Here is an 18,000-nt window from a genome sequence, read left to right on the forward strand (position 1 = left end):
GATTACCTTCTTTCAAATTTGTTGATCGGTTAAAGACTTCTGGCTTACCGAATTACTTGGATTTCGCGTTAATGATCGCTTCTGCCACGTTTCGCGGAGCTTCAGCATAGTGCTTGAATTCCATCGTGTACGTAGCGCGACCTTGCGTCGCCGAACGCAGCGACGTCGAATAGCCGAACATTTCCGACAGCGGGACTTCAGCGCGCACGATCTTGCCGCCGCCAATCATGTCTTCCATGCCCTGGACGATACCGCGACGGCTCGACAAGTCGCCCATCACGTTGCCCATGTAGTCTTCAGGCGTTTCGACTTCCACAGCCATCATTGGTTCGAGGATGACCGGGCTTGCCTTGCGCATTGCGTCCTTGAACGCCATCGAACCGGCCATGCGGAATGCATTTTCGTTCGAGTCAACGTCGTGGTACGAACCAAACGTCAGGTGAACCTTGACGTCCACCACCGGGAAGCCTGCCAGCACGCCAGCCTTCAGCGTTTCAATAATGCCCTTGTCCACAGCCGGGATGTACTCGCGCGGAATCACGCCGCCCTTGATCTCGTCCAGGAACTCGTAGCCCTTGCCCTGCTCATTCGGCTCAAGCGTAATGACAACGTGGCCATACTGACCGCGTCCGCCCGACTGCTTGACGAACTTGCCGTCAACGTCTTCAGCCTTGCCGCGAATCGTTTCGCGATACGCAACTTGCGGCTTGCCAACGGTTGCTTCAACGCCGAATTCACGACGCATGCGGTCAACCAAAATTTCCAGGTGCAACTCGCCCATACCCGAAATGATGGTCTGGCCCGACTCTTCGTCGGTCTGAACGCGGAACGACGGATCTTCCTGAGCCAGACGATTGAGCGCGAGGCCCATCTTCTCCTGGTCAGGCTTGGTCTTCGGCTCTACAGCTTGCGAAATCACCGGTTCCGGGAAAATCATACGTTCCAGAACGATCGGATGCGCCGGATCACACAGCGTGTCGCCGGTGGTCACGTCTTTCAAACCAACCGCGGCAGCGATGTCGCCTGCGTGCACTTCCTTGATTTCTTCGCGCTGGTTTGCGTGCATCAGCAGAATACGGCCGAGACGTTCCTTCTTGTCCTTGGTCGCGTTCAGCAGCGTGTCGCCCGACTTGGTCGTACCCGAATACACGCGGAAGAAGATCAACTGGCCGACAAACGGGTCGGTCATGATCTTGAACGCGAGTGCCGAGAACTTTTCGTCGTCAGCTGCACGACGCTCTTCGCGAGCGCCGTCTTCCAGTTCACCCAGAACCGGCGGAATGTCGATCGGCGACGGCAAGAAGTCGAGCACGGCGTCCAGCATCCGTTGCACGCCCTTGTTCTTGAACGCGGTGCCGCACAACATCGGCTGGATTTCACAAGCGATCGTACGGTCGCGAAGACCCTTCACGATTTCCTCTTCGGACAACGAGCCCGTTTCGAGGTACTTGTTCATCATTTCTTCGTTGGCTTCGGCAGCAGCTTCGACCATCTTTTCGCGCCACTCGTTGCACGTATCCAGCAATGCAGCCGGGATTTCTTCGTACTCGAACTTGATGCCTTGGGACGCTTCATCCCAAATAATCGCCTTCATCTTGATCAGGTCGACCACGCCCGTGAACGTGTCTTCTGCGCCGATTGGCACCACGACCGGAACCGGGTTCGCCTTCAGACGCAGCTTGAGCTGGTCATAGACCTTGAAGAAGTTCGCGCCGGTACGGTCCATCTTGTTGATGAACGCGAGACGGGGAACCTTGTACTTGTTGGCCTGGCGCCATACGGTTTCCGACTGAGGCTGAACACCGCCCACAGCGCAATAAACCATGCACGCACCGTCGAGCACGCGCATGGAACGCTCAACTTCAATGGTGAAGTCAACGTGTCCCGGCGTGTCGATGATGTTGATGCGGTGCTCGGGGCGGTCGCCAGCCATGCCTTTCCAGAAGGCGGTCGTCGCTGCCGACGTGATGGTGATGCCGCGCTCCTGCTCCTGCTCCATCCAGTCCATCGTTGCTGCGCCGTCGTGAACTTCACCGATTTTGTGGTTCACGCCCGTGTAAAACAGGATGCGCTCGGTCGTGGTCGTCTTGCCGGCGTCGATGTGAGCGCTAATACCGATATTTCGGTAGCGCTCGATAGGTGTCTTGCGAGCCACTTTGAATCCTTAATTGGGTCGACGCGACCGGCACATGCCAGTCACGTCCTAACACAAACGGGCGAGGCGCTTGGTAAGCGCACCCGCCCGGAGGTTTTTCCGTTCGTCCCAGGTCGGGAGGCCTAAATACAGCCTTAGAAGCGGAAGTGCGAGAACGCCTTGTTGGCTTCTGCCATCCGGTGAACTTCGTCGCGCTTCTTCATCGCGCCGCCACGGCCTTCCGCGGCTTCCGAAAGCTCACCTGCGAGACGCAGGGCCATCGACTTCTCGCTGCGCTTCTTCGCAGCTTCGCGCAACCAACGCATCGCCAATGCCATACGACGCGACGGACGCACTTCGACTGGAACTTGATAGTTCGCACCACCAACGCGGCGGCTCTTCACTTCCACCACCGGCTTCACGTTGTTGAGCGCACCCGTGAACACTTCCAGCGGGTCCTTGCCACCCTTGGTCTGGATCTGTTCAAAAGCACCATAAACGATACGCTCGGCAACCGACTTCTTGCCCGACAGCATGATCACGTTCATGAACTTGGCTACATCTACGTTGCCGAATTTCGGATCCGGCAAAATGTCCCGCTTGGGGACTTCGCGACGACGCGGCATGTTTCTTCCTTTGATTTTTCAGTTGGAGCTATTTCAGCCCCGCGGTCACCAACAAACCCGATCTATCTACCGACTAACCAGCTTGGCCGGGTGACCACTTACTCGACAGCACCGGCATTTCCGGCACCACCGCTTGAACGCCCTTGACGGGCAACCTGTACAGCCTGACCGGCAAAAGCTTACTTGCCAGCCTTAGCGCGCTTCGCACCGTACTTCGAGCGAGCTTGCTTACGATCCTTGACGCCCTGGGTATCCAGCGAGCCACGAACCATGTGGTAACGCACACCCGGCAAGTCTTTCACACGTCCGCCGCGAATCAGCACGACCGAGTGTTCCTGCAGGTTGTGGCCTTCACCACCGATGTACGAAATAACTTCAAAACCGTTCGTCAGACGAACTTTTGCAACTTTACGAAGTGCCGAGTTCGGCTTCTTCGGCGTCGTCGTGTACACGCGAGTGCACACTCCACGACGCTGGGGGCAGTCCTGCAAAGCCGGCGACTTGCTCTTCACTACTTCTGAAGCGCGGCCTTTGCGAACCAATTGATTGATGGTTGGCATTGTCTATTCCTAAATTGATCAAAATCGACGCTCCCGTTTCGGGCAAAGCAAAACGGACTGCGCGCCGAGCACTCCGGCTCTTGTCATGTATACGAGGACATTCTCGAGGGAAACCCCGTTTAGCAGATCCAAGAACGAGAACCTAGCATCATAATCTGAAATTCCCAATGCGGTCAACAGCTTGCAGCGCGTGCGAGCTTGATCAGGGCGATAAAAATCAGTTCGCGCCGACGACTTCGAGCAATTCGTCGCCGAACCGCTCGAGTTTGCGCGCGCCTATCCCGGGAATCTGGCTGAGATCTTCGATGGAGTCCGGCTCGTTGCGCGCAATTTCGGCCAGCGTCGCGTCGTGGAAAATGACGTAGGCCGGCACGCCGTCGCTCTTCGCCATGCTTGCGCGCCAAGCACGCAGCCTTTCCCAGCGTGCTTTGATGCGTGGCGACATGCCGGCCGTCGGATCCGCGCGTTCACCGGTTCGACCGGATGACTGCCTCGTGCGCGTTGGCTTTACGTACTTGCGCAGCGTCACGTTCTGCTCGCCTTTGAGTACGGCCTTGCTTGCCTCGGTGAGAATCAGCGCACCGAATCCATCGTGGTCGACAGCGAGATAGCCAAACGCCACCAGTTGACGAAACACCGCGCGCCATTCCTGCTCGGACAGCGCCGCGCCAAGTCCAAACGTGGATAGTTTTTCGTGACCGCGTTGAAGCAATTTCTCAGACCGGCTGCCGCGCAGGATGTCGATAAGATGACCGGCGCCGAAGTGGAACCCGCTCGCCTTATAAGCGCGGTACACGCAAGACAGCGCCATTTGCGCTTCGCGGGTAGCGTCCCAAGATTCAGGCGGCTCGAGACACGTGTCGCAATTGCCGCACGGCTGGCTCGCTTCGCCGAAGTAGCCGAGCAAGCGCACTCGCCGGCAGGACGCCGCTTCGCACAACCCAAGCAGCGCGTCGAGCTTGCCGCCCTGCACGCGCTTGTGGGTATCGTCGGCGTCGGATTCGTCGATCATTTTGCGTTGCTGCACCACGTCGCCGAGGCCGTACGCCATCCACGCGTTCGCCGGCATGCCGTCACGACCGGCACGGCCCGTTTCCTGGTAGTAGCCTTCCACGCTTTTCGGGAGATCCAGATGAGCGACGAAACGTACGTCGGGTTTGTCGATCCCCATCCCAAACGCGATCGTCGCGCACATCACGATGCCCTCTTCGCGCTTGAACATCTCCTGATGACGCTGGCGCATCTGATATTCCATCCCCGCGTGGTAAGGCAGCGCGCGAACACCCTGGCTCTTGAGCCAATCGGCAGTCTCTTCAACCTTGCGCCGTGACAGGCAATAGATCACACCGGCGTCCGTGGTTTTGTCCGGATTGGTATGCTCGGCGCGAATGAAATCCAGCAACTGGGCGCGGGCATTGTCCTTTTCGACAATCCGATACCGGATGTTCGGCCGGTCGAAGCTGGAGACAAAAATACGTGCGTCGTCCAAGGCCAGGCGATGCACGATTTCATCGCGCGTAATGGCGTCGGCAGTAGCTGTCAGCGCTATCCGCGGCACCGATGGAAACCGCTCGTGCAGCACCGATAACTGGATATATTCCGGCCGGAAATCGTGCCCCCATTGGGACACACAATGCGCTTCGTCAATGGCGAACAAGCCGATGCGCACGCTTTCGATCAGCTCGAGGAAACGAGGCGTCATGAGCCGTTCCGGGGCGACATACAGCAGGTCGATTTCCCCGTTACGCAACGCGCGCTCGGTGGCTGAGGCTTCTGCGCCCGTGAGCGTCGAATTCAGGCACGCGGCACGCACGCCGACTTCGCTCAACGCGGCGACCTGATCCTGCATCAACGCAATCAGCGGCGACACGACAATCCCAGCGCCAAACCCGGCTTCGCGCCTTAGCAAAGCGGGAATTTGATAACACAACGACTTGCCGCCGCCAGTCGGCATGAGCACGAGCGAGTCGCCGCCGGCGGCCACATGATCGACGATATCGCCCTGCTGCCCCCGGAACGCCGGGTAGCCAAATACTTCCTTGAGAATTTCGAGCGAACGGGACATGGAGAAGACGGAGTGCGCCAGAGCGTGAGTGCCCCGATTTTACCAACGACGGAGCGCTCAGACCGTCGCATGACTCAACGTTAGCCAATCGATAGAGCAAAAAAAAGCCGCCCGGTATAACCCGGGCGGCGTCAGTACAAGCAGATCGGTTGCTAAAGCCCGAACCTGTAAAAAGGCCCGAACTCCAAAACTTACTCCGCCGGATGTTGCTGTTCTGCAGGTGCGACAGGTGCGGCTTCGGGCGTGCCGAAATCGAACGATTCTTCCGCTGCAATCTGGTCGAAACGTTGACGATCCGACAACTCGCGGCTCTTGCGCGCCTTGTGGAACGCGAGACCTGTACCAGCCGGAATCAACCGGCCGACGATCACGTTTTCCTTCAGACCGCGCAAATCGTCGCGTTTGCCCATGATGGCCGCTTCGGTCAACACGCGCGTCGTTTCCTGGAACGATGCAGCCGAGATGAACGAATCGGTCGAGAGCGATGCCTTCGTAATACCGAGCAGCACGTTCTCGTAGGTCGCGGGGATCTTGTCTTCCGCGGCCATCCGGTCGTTCTCGTCCAGCATGTCCGAACGCTCAACTTGTTCGCCCATGATGAAGCGCGTATCGCCGTTGTCGACGATCTGCACGCGGCGCAACATCTGACGAACAATCACTTCAATGTGCTTGTCGTTGATCTTCACGCCTTGCAGACGATACACGTCCTGCACTTCGTCCACGATGTAGCGAGCCAGCGCTTCAATACCCTGCAAACGCAGAATGTCGTGCGGATCGGCCGGGCCATCGACAATCATTTCGCCCTTGTTGACGACCTGACCGTCGTGCACCAGCACCTGCTTTTCCTTGGTGATCAGGAACTCATGCTGTTCCCCTTCCACGTCGGTAATAACGAGACGCTGCTTGCCCTTCGTGTCCTTACCAAACGACGTCGTACCCGTGACTTCCGCCAAGATGCCGGCGTCCTTCGGCGAGCGCGCTTCGAACAGTTCGGCCACACGCGGCAGACCACCGGTAATGTCACGCGTTTTCTGCGCTTCAACCGGGATACGTGCCAGCACTTCACCGACCTGCACTTGCTGACCGTCCTTCACGGTGATCAGTGCGCCGACCTGGAAGCCGATCTGCACCGAATGCTCGGTGTTCGGGATCTTGACTTCTTCGCCTTGCGCATCGAGCAACTTCACTTGCGGACGAACACTCTTCGCCGCTTGCGAACCGCGACGCTTCACGTCGATCACGACGAGCGTTGAAAGCCCCGTCACATCGTCGATCTGCTTCGCAACCGTCACGCCTTCTTCGACGTTTTCGAACTTCACCGTACCGCCCCACTCGGTGATGATCGGACGCGTCAACGGATCCCATTGAGCCAGTTGTGCACCAGCCTTGATCTGCGCGCCGTCGAGTTGCAGCAACGTTGCGCCGTATGGGATTTTGTGACGTTCGCGCTCACGACCGAGGTCGTCGGCAATGATCGCCTCGCCCGAACGCGAGATGACGATCTGCTCGCCCTTCGCATTGGTGACGTAACGCATCGTTGCCGTGAAACGCACCGTACCGTTCGACTTGGCTTCCACCGACGAAGCGATAGCCGCACGCGACGCAGCGCCACCGATGTGGAACGTACGCATGGTCAACTGCGTGCCCGGCTCACCGATCGACTGAGCAGCGATAACACCCACCGCTTCGCCGACGTTCACGCGCGAGCCACGACCCAGGTCGCGGCCGTAGCACGAAGCGCACAGGCCGTAACGCGTTTCGCAGGTCAACGGCGTGCGCACGCGCACTTCGTCAATACCCAGGCGTTCGATTTCGTCGACCATGTCTTCGTCAAGCAACGTGCCCGATTCGTACAGCGTTTCCTGCGATTCCGGATTGACGACGTCCGCCACCGTCACGCGGCCAAGAATCCGGTCACGCAAGGCTTCGACAACTTCACCGCCTTCAACCAACGCCTTCATTGCAACGCCGTTCGTTGTGCCGCAATCGTCTTCGACCACGACCAGATCCTGCGTCACGTCAACGAGACGACGCGTCAGGTAACCCGAGTTCGCCGTCTTCAACGCCGTATCGGCCAAGCCTTTACGTGCACCGTGCGTCGAGATGAAGTACTGCAACACGTTCAGGCCTTCACGGAAGTTCGCCGTGATAGGCGTCTCAATGATCGAGCCATCCGGCTTCGCCATCAGGCCCCGCATACCGGCCAACTGACGAATCTGAACAGCGGATCCACGAGCGCCCGAGTCGGCCATCATGTAGATCGAGTTGAACGATTCCTGCTTCGTCTGATTGCCATCGCGGTCGACCACGGGCTCCGTAGCCAACTGCTCCATCATCGCCTTGCCGACCGCTTCCGACGTTGCCGACCAGATGTCGACCACGTTGTTGTAGCGCTCTTGCGAAGTGACCAGACCCGACATGTACTGACGGTCGTATTCCTTCACCTTCTTGGCTGCATCGCCGACGATCTGTTCTTTTTGCGGCGGCACGAGCATGTCGTCGACGCAAATCGAAATACCGGCGCGCGTAGCCAGACGGAAACCCATCTGCATCAGCTGGTCGGCGAAGATCACCGTTTCGCGCAGACCGCACTTGCGGAATGCCGTGTTGATCAGGCGCGAAATTTCCTTCTTCTTCAGCGGACGGTTCAGCACCGAGAACGGCAGTCCTGGCGGCAGAATTTCCGACAGAATAGAACGGCCAACCGTGGTTGCGTACAGCGTGATCTTCGGCACGAACTTCGGTGCGCCTTCGCTTTGATCCGGGTTGTGAATGTTTTCCGTAATCCGGACATTCACCCGCGACGCCAGCTCGACTTCCTTGTTTTCGTACGCGCGGATTGCTTCCGACACGCCCGTGAACGTCATGCCTTCGCCCTTGCCATTTACCGCTTCACGCGATGCGTAGTAAAGACCCAGCACAATATCCTGCGACGGCACGATCGACGGATCGCCGTTGGCCGGGAACAGGACGTTGTTCGACGCCAGCATCAGCGTGCGCGCTTCCATCTGCGCTTCCAGCGACAGCGGCACGTGAACGGCCATCTGGTCACCGTCGAAGTCGGCGTTGAACGCCGCGCAAACGAGCGGATGCAGCTGAATAGCCTTACCTTCGATCAGCACCGGCTCGAAAGCCTGAATGCCAAGACGGTGAAGCGTAGGCGCGCGGTTCAGCATGACCGGATGTTCGCGGATCACCTCTTCCAAAATGTCCCACACCACGGCTGTCTGGTTCTCGACTTCCTTCTTCGCGGCCTTGATGGTGGTAGCCACACCCATCACTTCCAGCTTGTTGAAGATGAAAGGCTTGAACAGTTCGAGCGCCATCAGCTTCGGCAGACCGCACTGATGCAGCTTGAGCGTCGGGCCCACCACGATCACCGAACGGCCCGAATAGTCAACGCGCTTACCGAGCAAGTTCTGACGGAAACGGCCGCCCTTACCCTTGATCATGTCAGCGAGCGACTTCAGCGGACGCTTGTTCGCGCCGGTCATTGCCTTACCGCGGCGACCGTTGTCGAGCAGCGAATCGACGGCTTCCTGCAGCATCCGCTTTTCATTGCGGACGATGATTTCAGGCGCCTTCAATTCGAGCAGACGCTTCAACCGGTTGTTACGGTTGATCACGCGACGATACAAGTCGTTCAGGTCCGACGTCGCGAAACGGCCACCGTCCAGCGGCACGAGCGGACGCAGTTCCGGCGGCAGCACCGGCAGCACTTCCAGCACCATCCAGTCGGGCTTGATGCCCGAACGCTGGAATGCCTCGAGCACCTTCAGGCGCTTCGCGTACTTCTTGATCTTCGCTTCCGAACCCGTGTTCTTGAGTTCGGTGCGCAGCACTTCGACCTGTTCGTCGATATTGATCGCGCGCAGCAGTTCACGCACGCCTTCCGCGCCCATCTCGGCACGGAATTCGTCGCCGTATTCTTCGACCTTATTGTAGTAATCCTCTTCCGTCATGATCTGCCGCGCTTTCAGCGGCGTCATGCCCGGTTCGATCACCACGTACGCTTCGAAATACAGCACGCGTTCGATGTCGCGCAGCGTCATGTCGAGCACCATGCCCAGACGCGACGGCAGCGACTTCAAGAACCAGATGTGCGCAACCGGCGAGGCCAGTTCAATGTGGCCCATCCGTTCGCGGCGCACCTTGGCGAGCGTGACTTCAACGCCGCACTTTTCGCAGATCACGCCGCGGTGCTTTAGGCGCTTGTACTTGCCGCACAGGCACTCGTAGTCCTTGATGGGCCCGAAAATCTTGGCGCAGAACAGGCCATCGCGTTCCGGCTTGAAGGTCCGGTAGTTGATGGTTTCAGGCTTCTTCACTTCGCCGAAGGACCACGAACGGATCTTGTCCGGCGAGGCCAGACCGATCTTGATCGCGTCAAAAACTTCAGGTTGTTGGACTTGCTTGAATAGATCGAGCAGAGCTTTCATTGCGTCTCTCCAGTAGTCCGATTAGTTCCGGTCCAGGTCGATGTCGATACCGAGCGACCGGATTTCCTTCACCAACACATTGAACGACTCAGGCATGCCGGCGTCGATCACGTGGTCACCCTTGACCAGGTTTTCATACACTTTGGTACGACCCGCCACGTCATCCGACTTAACAGTCAGCATTTCTTGCAGCACGTACGAAGCGCCATATGCTTCGAGCGCCCACACTTCCATCTCACCGAAACGCTGGCCACCGAACTGCGCCTTACCACCCAGCGGCTGCTGCGTGACGAGCGAGTACGGTCCGGTCGAACGGGCGTGCATCTTGTCGTCGACCAAGTGATGCAGTTTCAGGTAATGCATGTAGCCCACCGTGACCGTCCGTTCGAACGGTTCACCCGTGCGGCCGTCGCTCAACTGCACCTGATTCTTCGACTTCGTCATGCCCAATTGCTTCGCGATGTCGTCAGGGAATGCCAGGTCCAGTGCACGTTCCATTTCGCCTTCCGTCGCGCCGTCGAACACCGGCGTTGCAAAAGGAACACCTTCGCGCAGGTTCTTCGCCAGTTCGACGATTTCGTCGTCGGTGAAGTTTTCCAGCTCTTCCTTGCGGCCCGATTCGTTGTAGATCTTGGTCAGGAAAATGCGCAGCTCTTCAATCTTCGTCTGACGCTGCAGCATTTCGCCGATACGCCATCCGAGACCCTTCGCGGCCCAACCCAGATGCACTTCGAGAATCTGACCCACGTTCATCCGCGACGGCACGCCGAGCGGATTCAGCACGACGTCAGCAGGACGGCCATCGGCCATGTACGGCATGTCTTCGATCGGCACGATCTTCGACACAACACCCTTGTTACCGTGACGGCCGGCCATCTTGTCGCCCGGTTGCAGACGACGCTTAACTGCCAGGTACACCTTGACCATCTTCAGCACGCCCGGCGGCAGTTCGTCGCCTTGCGTCAGCTTCTTGCGCTTTTCTTCGAACGCCAGATCGAACTGGTGACGCTTTTGTTCGATGGAATCCTTGATGGCTTCGAGCTGTGCCGCTGCTTCTTCGTCCGCCAAGCGGATGTCGAACCAGTGGTAGTGATCCAGATCTTCCAGGTACGGCAGGTCGATCTTCGTGCCCTTCGCCAGCTTCTTCGGACCGCCGTTTGCGACCTTGCCGTTGAGCATACGGGCGAGACGCGAGAACGCGTCGCCTTCCACAATGCGCAACTGGTCGTTCAAGTCCAGGCGATAACGCTTCAGTTCGTCATCAATAATCTGCTGTGCACGCTTGTCACGCGTAATGCCTTCGCGCGTGAACACTTGCACGTCGATCACCGTGCCGCTCATGCCCGACGGCACGCGCAGCGACGTATCCTTCACGTCCGACGCCTTCTCGCCGAAAATGGCGCGCAGCAGCTTTTCTTCCGGCGTCAGCTGGGTTTCGCCCTTCGGCGTGACCTTGCCGACCAGCACGTCGCCCGCTTCAACTTCAGCGCCGATGTACACAATGCCCGACTCATCGAGACGGCCAAGTTGCACTTCAGCCAGGTTCGAGATGTCGCGCGTGATTTCTTCCGGTCCGAGCTTCGTGTCGCGTGCAACCACATTCAGTTCTTCGATGTGGATCGACGTGTAACGATCTTCAGCAACCACCTTCTCCGAGATCAGGATCGAATCTTCAAAGTTGTAGCCGTTCCACGGCATGAACGCGACGAGCATGTTCTGGCCAAGCGCGAGCTCGCCCAGATCGGTCGATGCGCCATCGGCCACCACGTCGCCACGGCCAACCTTGTCGCCGACCTTCACGATCGGACGCTGGTTGATGTTCGTGTTCTGGTTCGAACGCGTGTACTTGATCAGGTTGTAGATGTCGACACCGACTTCGCCGGCAACCGCTTCATCGTCGTTCACGCGAATCACGATACGGCCAGCATCGACGTAATCCACGATACCGCCGCGTTCCGCCTGAACCGTCGTACCCGAGTCAACCGCCACCGTACGTTCAATACCCGTACCGACCACGGCCTTTTCAGGACGCAGGCAAGGCACGGCCTGACGCTGCATGTTCGAGCCCATCAATGCGCGGTTCGCGTCATCGTGTTCAAGGAACGGAATCAGCGAAGCAGCCACGGACACGATCTGCGACGGCGCCACGTCCATGTACTGGATGCGGTCCGGCGTGACCATCAGCGTTTCGCCCGCTTCACGCGACGAAACCAGCTCGTCGGTCAGCGTGCCGCCTTCGCCCAGCGACGCGTTCGCCTGAGCGATCACGTAGCGGCCTTCTTCAATGGCCGACAGATAGTCGATCTGATCCGTCACCTTGCTGTCGACCACTTTCCGATACGGCGTCTCGAGGAAACCGTATTCGTTCAAGTGCGCGTACAGCGCCAGCGAGTTGATCAGCCCGATGTTCGGACCTTCCGGCGTTTCAATCGGGCACACACGGCCGTAGTGGGTCGGGTGCACGTCGCGGACTTCAAAGCCTGCGCGTTCACGCGTCAAACCGCCCGGTCCAAGAGCCGATACACGGCGCTTGTGGGTGATTTCCGACAGCGGATTCGTCTGGTCCATAAACTGCGACAACTGCGACGAACCGAAGAACTCGCGAATGGCCGACGAAATCGGCTTCGAGTTGATCAGGTCGTGCGGCATCAGGTTTTCGCTTTCAGCCTGACCCAGACGTTCCTTCACAGCCCGTTCCACGCGCACGAGGCCTGCGCGGAACTGGTTCTCAGCCAACTCACCTACGCAACGCACACGACGATTGCCCAAGTGATCGATGTCATCAACTTCGCCCTTGCCGTTACGCAGCTCGACCAAAATCTTGATGGTCGCGAGGATGTCGTCGTCTTCCAGCGTCATCTTGCCAATGATCTCGTCGCGGCCCACGCGACGATTGAACTTCATACGACCCACCTTCGACAGGTCGTATGCGTCTTCGCTGTAGAACAGGCGGTTGAACAGCGCTTCAACGGCTTCTTCCGTCGGCGGTTCGCCCGGACGCATCATGCGATAGATCGCGATACGTGCAGCCATGCGGTCGGCGGTTTCGTCGATACGCAGCGTCGACGAAATGTACGGGCCTTGATCCAGATCGTTCGTGTACAGCGTCTGGATGTCCTTGACCTTCGACTCGCGCAGCTTCTCGAGCACCATTTCGGTGATCTCGTCGTTGGCGTTCGCGATCACTTCACCCGTTTCGCCGTCGACTACATTCTTTGCCAGCACACGGCCGAGCAAATAGTCTTCCGGTACCGAGATGAACTTCGTCTTTGCTGCTTCGAGGTCACGAATGTGCTTCGCGTTGATCCGCTTGTCCTTCTGGACGATGACAGCGCCTTCGCGATCCTGGATGTCAAAGCGCGCGACTTCACCGCGCAGACGCTCCGGCACGAATTCCATTTGTGCGCCTTCGCCCATCAACGCAAAGTTATCGAATACGAAGAAGTTCGCGAGGATCTGTTCCGGCGTTAGGCCAATGGCCTTCAGCAGGATGGTCACAGGCATTTTCCGGCGACGGTCGACGCGGAAATACAGCACGTCCTTCGGGTCGAATTCGAAGTCGAGCCACGAACCACGGTAAGGGATGATACGCGCCGAGAAAAGCAGCTTGCCCGAGCTGTGCGTCTTGCCCTTGTCGTGCTCGAAGAACACGCCAGGCGAACGGTGCAGCTGGGACACGATCACCCGTTCCGTACCGTTGATGACGAACGAACCAGTCGGCGTCATGAGCGGCATTTCGCCCATGTAGACTTCCTGTTCCTTCACTTCCTTGACGACCGGCTTGCTCGGCGATTCCTTGTCGAGCAGCACCAGGCGCACCTTGGCGCGCAAGGCGGAGCAATACGTCAGGCCGCGCTGCTGGCATTCCTTGATATTGAATGCCGGCGGCGAAAGCATGTAGCTGACGAATTCGAGACGCGCAAAACCGTTGTGCGAAACGATCGGGAAGACCGATGAAAATGCTGCTTGCAGCCCTTCTGCCTTGCGCTGAGTCCCGATGGTCTCGGCTTGCAGAAATGTGCTGAATGATTCAAGCTGGGTTGCCAGCAAGAAGGGAACTTGGTGAACGATGGGGCGTTTCGCAAAACTCTTGCGAATACGCTTCTTCTCGGTGAAGGAATATTGCATACGATCTCCGAATCACGGCGGGCGTTGCCGAGGCGGGATACCTCGATGACACGACCCGGTGTTCACCGACTGAGACTCGTCATACACCCAGGGAGGGGCGAACGAGCCTAGAAGCTTGGTGGTTGGCCGCTACCAACCGCTGGCTGACGGCAGCGGATGCCTATGTTTCCCGCTACCCGACCAAACTTGCCTTCTGCAGTCGCTTCAGAAGACAAAGAAAAGAATCGGCAAAATTGTCCAGCCGATGTTTTTCTTTGGCTTCTATGAGGTTCTTGTTGCCGAAACCGGCGACTCAAAACATTGTTCCCACAAAGCAGAAAAAGGCCGGCGGTCATAGACCGCCAGCCTTAGCAAAGCGCAGTGAAACTTACTTGATTTCAGCCTTCGCGCCTGCTTCTTCCAGCTTCTTCTTCGCTTCTTCAGCAGCAGCCTTCGGTACCGATTCCTTAACAGGCTTCGGTGCACCGTCAACCAGGTCCTTCGCTTCCTTCAGGCCGAGACCCGTCAGTTCGCGAACAGCCTTAATCACCGACACCTTGTTTGCGCCGATTTCGACCAGGTTCACCGTGAACTCGGTCTGCTCTTCAACAACAGCGGCAGCACCAGCGGGGCCAGCAACTGCGACTGCTGCAGCCGACACGCCAAACTTTTCTTCGAACGCCTTGACCAGCTCGTTCAATTCCAGAACCGACATCGAGCTTACTGCTTCGAGGATGTCATCTTTTGCGATTGCCATTTGAAATACTCCTAAATTGAATTCGGATACAGCCAGCGATCTTGTAAGCCTAACCAGGCAACCAAGCGCAGTACGTTACGCAGCAACTTCCGGCTCAGCTTCAGCCGGAGCCTCAGCGCCGCCACCCTTTTGCGCAGCGAGCGCGGCCAGAGCGCGCGCGAAGCCGGCAACAGGAGCTTGCATGACGTACAGCAGCTTGGAGAGCAGTTCTTCGCGGCTCGGGATGTTGGCGAGTGCTTGCACAGCCGCCTTGTCCATCACGTTGCCTTCGTAGGAACCAGCCTTGATGATCAACTTGTCATTGGTTTTGCCGAAGTCATTAACAACCTTGGCAGCAGCAATTGCATCTTCAGAGATGCCGTAGATCAGAGGACCGGTCATCTGCTCGGCCAGCGGAGCGAACGGCGTACCTTCCACGGCGCGACGCGCCAACGTGTTTTTCAACACGCGGAGATACACTTGTTGCTCGCGAGCCTTTGCGCGCAGCTTGGTCAGATCGCCAACCGCAATTCCACGATACTCAGCGAGCACCATCGTCTGAGCCTTCGCGACTTGCGCGGCGACTTCAGCGACAACTGCCTGCTTGTCTTCTTTGTTCAGTGGCACGGTTAAACCTCCAGATTCGATGCGCCAACTTAGCGCACCTCGTTCAACAACGGCGTCCGACCTGTCAGGAGTATTTCGACCGGCTGGTGCGCACCTCACGGCGCGCGACAACCGACTTCAACCACACCAAAACTGTTCCGGGTTCGCCATCTGCGTTGGCTTACATTAAGGTCGCGCCCAACTGCTGCGCTTCCGCCAACGGTCTTTGACAACCGGTTGCTTGCTAACTACAGCTCACAACCGCCCAAAGCCCTTAACCCACGCTCACGCGAAATCGCGCGAGCGTGGGCATGATTCTTTACTGCGAGAGCGTGGAGTGATCTACGCGCACGCCAACACCCATGGTGCTCGACAATGCGATCTTGCGCAGATACACGCCCTTGCTGGTCGCCGGCTTAGCCTTTTGAAGGGCTTCCACCAGTGCCGACAGATTCTTGCGCAACGACGCCGGCTCAAACGAAGCACGGCCGATGGTTGCGTGGATGATCCCGCCCTTGTCGACGCGGAACTGCACCTGACCAGCCTTTGCGTTGCGAACAGCTTGAGCAACGTCAGCCGTAACCGTACCGACCTTCGGGTTCGGCATCAGGCCGCGCGGGCCGAGAATCTGACCGAGCGTACCGACGACGCGCATTGTGTCCGGCGAAGCGATCACAACGTCGAAGTTCAGGTTACCGGCCTTGACCTGTTCAGCCAGGTCTTCCATACCGACGATTTCTGCGCCGGCTGCACGAGCCTGCTCAGCCTTTTCGCCTTGCGCAAACACAGCAACGCGAACCGACTTGCCGGTACCTGCGGGCAACACGACCGAACCGCGAACCACTTGGTCCGACTTCTTCGCGTCGATGCCGAGCTGCACAGCCACGTCGATAGATTCATCGAACTTGGCGCTTGCGCATTCCTTGACCAGCGAAAGAGCGTCGTCGACGGGGTACAGCTTCATGCGATCGACCTTGGAGGCGAACGCTTTAAGACGCTTAGAAAGCTTAGCCATTTACACGCCCTCCACGGTGATGCCCATCGAACGGGCGCTGCCCGCGATCGTACGAACCGCTGCGTCCAGATTCGCTGCCGTCAAATCAGGCATCTTGGTCTTCGCGATTTCTTCAGCTTGAGCGCGCGTGATATTGCCGACCTTGTCAGCATTCGGTTTCGGCGAACCCTTCTGAATACCTGCTGCCTTCTTGATCAGAACGGTAGCCGGCGGCGTCTTCATGATGAACGTGAAGCTCTTGTCCGCGAATGCCGTAATAACCACCGGCACCGGCAGACCCGGCTCCATCGCTTGAGTCTGCGCGTTAAACGCCTTGCAGAACTCCATGATGTTCAGGCCGCGCTGGCCCAGTGCCGGACCAACCGGCGGTGACGGATTGGCTTTACCTGCAGGAATCTGCAGTTTGATAAAGCCGATGATTTTCTTTGCCATGTTGAAAACCTCTGCAGAACGCGTTAGCGTTCGGTGAGTGATAACGCGCGCTCGCCAAAACGGCTACTGACGCTCCTCAACAGCCATAACGCGGGCTGTAAGCGCGAACCGCGCTACGAAGTTGACACCTCGAGCGCGGCGAAAAACGAATGCTTTTTAAACCTTCTCGACCTGGCCAAATTCCAGTTCTACCGGGGTCGAGCGTCCAAAAATGGTGACAGAAACACGGACGCGCGATTTCTCGTAGTTCACTTCCTCAACGTTGCCGTTGAAATCCGTGAACGGACCGTCTTTGACCCGCACCATTTCGCCCACTTCGAAGAGCGTTTTCGGACGCGGTTTTTCCACGCCTTCCTGCATCTGCGACATGATCTTTTCCACTTCACGCGGAGAGATCGGGCTCGGACGATTACGCGCCCCGCCAACGAAGCCGGTCACCTTCGCGGTATTTTTTACCAGATGCCAGGTTTCGTCCGTCATTTCCATCTCGACGAGCACATAGCCCGGAAAGAAACGACGCTCTGTTACAGACTTGTGACCACCCTTCACTTCCACGACTTCTTCAGTCGGGACGAGGATCTGACCAAATTGGTCTTGCATGCCGGCGCGGTCGATGCGCTCCTGAAGCGCACGTTGCACGCTCTTCTCCATACCGGAGTAGGCGTGCACGACATACCAACGTTTTCCGCTCGGTGATGCTGGTGCTTCGCTCATATCATCTCCAACCCAGAATTACCGAGAATATCACCCACTCAATTGACTTATCGCTAAGCCACAAGAAGATTGCCATGATCAGCACAAATGCGAAGACCACCAGCGTGGTTTGCGTGGCTTCCTTACGTGTCGGCCACACCACCTTGCGGACTTCTTTGTACGAATCTTTGGCAAAGGCGATAAAGCCCTTTCCCGGTGCGGAGAGAAGACCGACCGCAACACCCGCGATCAAACCAACAGCCAGCGCGGCGCCGCGTACGTACCACTCCTGGCCACCCAGCCAGAAGAAACCTACGAACCCGGCCAAGACCAACAATACGCCCGCGGTCAACATCAACTTGTCGCCGGAAGTATTTACAGTTTCGACGGAAGGATTCGCCATAACACCTTAAGCAGCGCCCGGAGACGCAAGATTGTGGCAGGGGCAGAGGGAATCGAACCCCCAACCTTCGGTTTTGGAGACCGACGCTCTGCCAGTTGAGCTATACCCCTAAACCATTTTGGGGTCGGCGATTTCGCCAACCCCGAAAACTACAGACTATCGAGCAATTTCTGGCTTTGCTCGA

General features: G+C 57.9%; 12 protein-coding genes and 1 tRNA gene. All 13 read right to left on the minus strand.

What is annotated here, in order from left to right:
• Positions 1-52: 52 nt before the first annotated feature.
• Positions 53-2,155, minus strand: coding sequence for an elongation factor G (gene fusA, locus ACSQ83_RS35185; RefSeq protein ID WP_414952771.1), 2,103 nt, complete (start codon positions 2,153-2,155; stop codon positions 53-55).
• Positions 2,156-2,289: 134 nt separating this feature from the next.
• Entirely contained in the window at positions 2,290-2,760 is a 471-nt protein-coding gene (rpsG, locus tag ACSQ83_RS35190) for a 30S ribosomal protein S7 (RefSeq protein WP_031361587.1), read from the minus strand.
• A 179-nt stretch (positions 2,761-2,939) separates the two neighbouring features.
• Entirely contained in the window at positions 2,940-3,320 is a 381-nt protein-coding gene (rpsL, locus tag ACSQ83_RS35195) for a 30S ribosomal protein S12 (RefSeq protein WP_165092719.1), read from the minus strand.
• A 217-nt stretch (positions 3,321-3,537) separates the two neighbouring features.
• Complete coding sequence (gene recQ, locus ACSQ83_RS35200; RefSeq protein WP_414952770.1) at positions 3,538-5,385, minus strand: DNA helicase RecQ; 1,848 nt, start codon at positions 5,383-5,385, stop codon at positions 3,538-3,540.
• Between the two features lie 191 nt (positions 5,386-5,576).
• A complete protein-coding gene (rpoC, locus tag ACSQ83_RS35205) occupies positions 5,577-9,824 on the minus strand; it encodes a DNA-directed RNA polymerase subunit beta' (protein ID WP_089166628.1) in 4,248 nt (1,415 codons plus the stop codon).
• 21 nt (positions 9,825-9,845) lie between these two features.
• Complete coding sequence (gene rpoB / locus ACSQ83_RS35210) at positions 9,846-13,952, minus strand: DNA-directed RNA polymerase subunit beta (RefSeq protein ID WP_414952769.1); 4,107 nt, start codon at positions 13,950-13,952, stop codon at positions 9,846-9,848.
• A 367-nt stretch (positions 13,953-14,319) separates the two neighbouring features.
• On the minus strand, positions 14,320-14,688 hold the full coding sequence (gene rplL, locus ACSQ83_RS35215) for a 50S ribosomal protein L7/L12 (protein ID WP_062092985.1): 369 nt from the start codon (positions 14,686-14,688) through the stop codon (positions 14,320-14,322).
• A gap of 75 nt (positions 14,689-14,763) precedes the next feature.
• Entirely contained in the window at positions 14,764-15,294 is a 531-nt protein-coding gene (gene rplJ / locus ACSQ83_RS35220) for a 50S ribosomal protein L10 (RefSeq protein WP_047845330.1), read from the minus strand.
• Positions 15,295-15,592: 298 nt separating this feature from the next.
• On the minus strand, positions 15,593-16,288 hold the full coding sequence (gene rplA, locus ACSQ83_RS35225) for a 50S ribosomal protein L1 (RefSeq protein WP_031361594.1): 696 nt from the start codon (positions 16,286-16,288) through the stop codon (positions 15,593-15,595).
• On the minus strand, positions 16,289-16,720 hold the full coding sequence (rplK, locus tag ACSQ83_RS35230) for a 50S ribosomal protein L11 (protein WP_414952767.1): 432 nt from the start codon (positions 16,718-16,720) through the stop codon (positions 16,289-16,291).
• Between the two features lie 156 nt (positions 16,721-16,876).
• Positions 16,877-17,434 carry a transcription termination/antitermination protein NusG gene (gene nusG / locus ACSQ83_RS35235; protein ID WP_031361596.1) on the minus strand — a complete coding sequence of 186 codons (558 nt, stop codon included), beginning with the start codon at positions 17,432-17,434 and terminating at the stop codon, positions 16,877-16,879.
• Position 17,435: 1 nt separating this feature from the next.
• Positions 17,436-17,816, minus strand: coding sequence for a preprotein translocase subunit SecE (secE, locus tag ACSQ83_RS35240; RefSeq protein WP_031361597.1), 381 nt, complete (start codon positions 17,814-17,816; stop codon positions 17,436-17,438).
• Positions 17,817-17,850: 34 nt separating this feature from the next.
• Positions 17,851-17,926, minus strand: a tRNA-Trp gene (locus ACSQ83_RS35245).
• Positions 17,927-18,000 lie beyond the last annotated feature (74 nt).

This window comes from Caballeronia sp. LjRoot29 (genome assembly GCF_964252755.1).
In the GTDB taxonomy this organism is placed as follows: Bacteria; Pseudomonadota; Gammaproteobacteria; order Burkholderiales; family Burkholderiaceae; genus Caballeronia.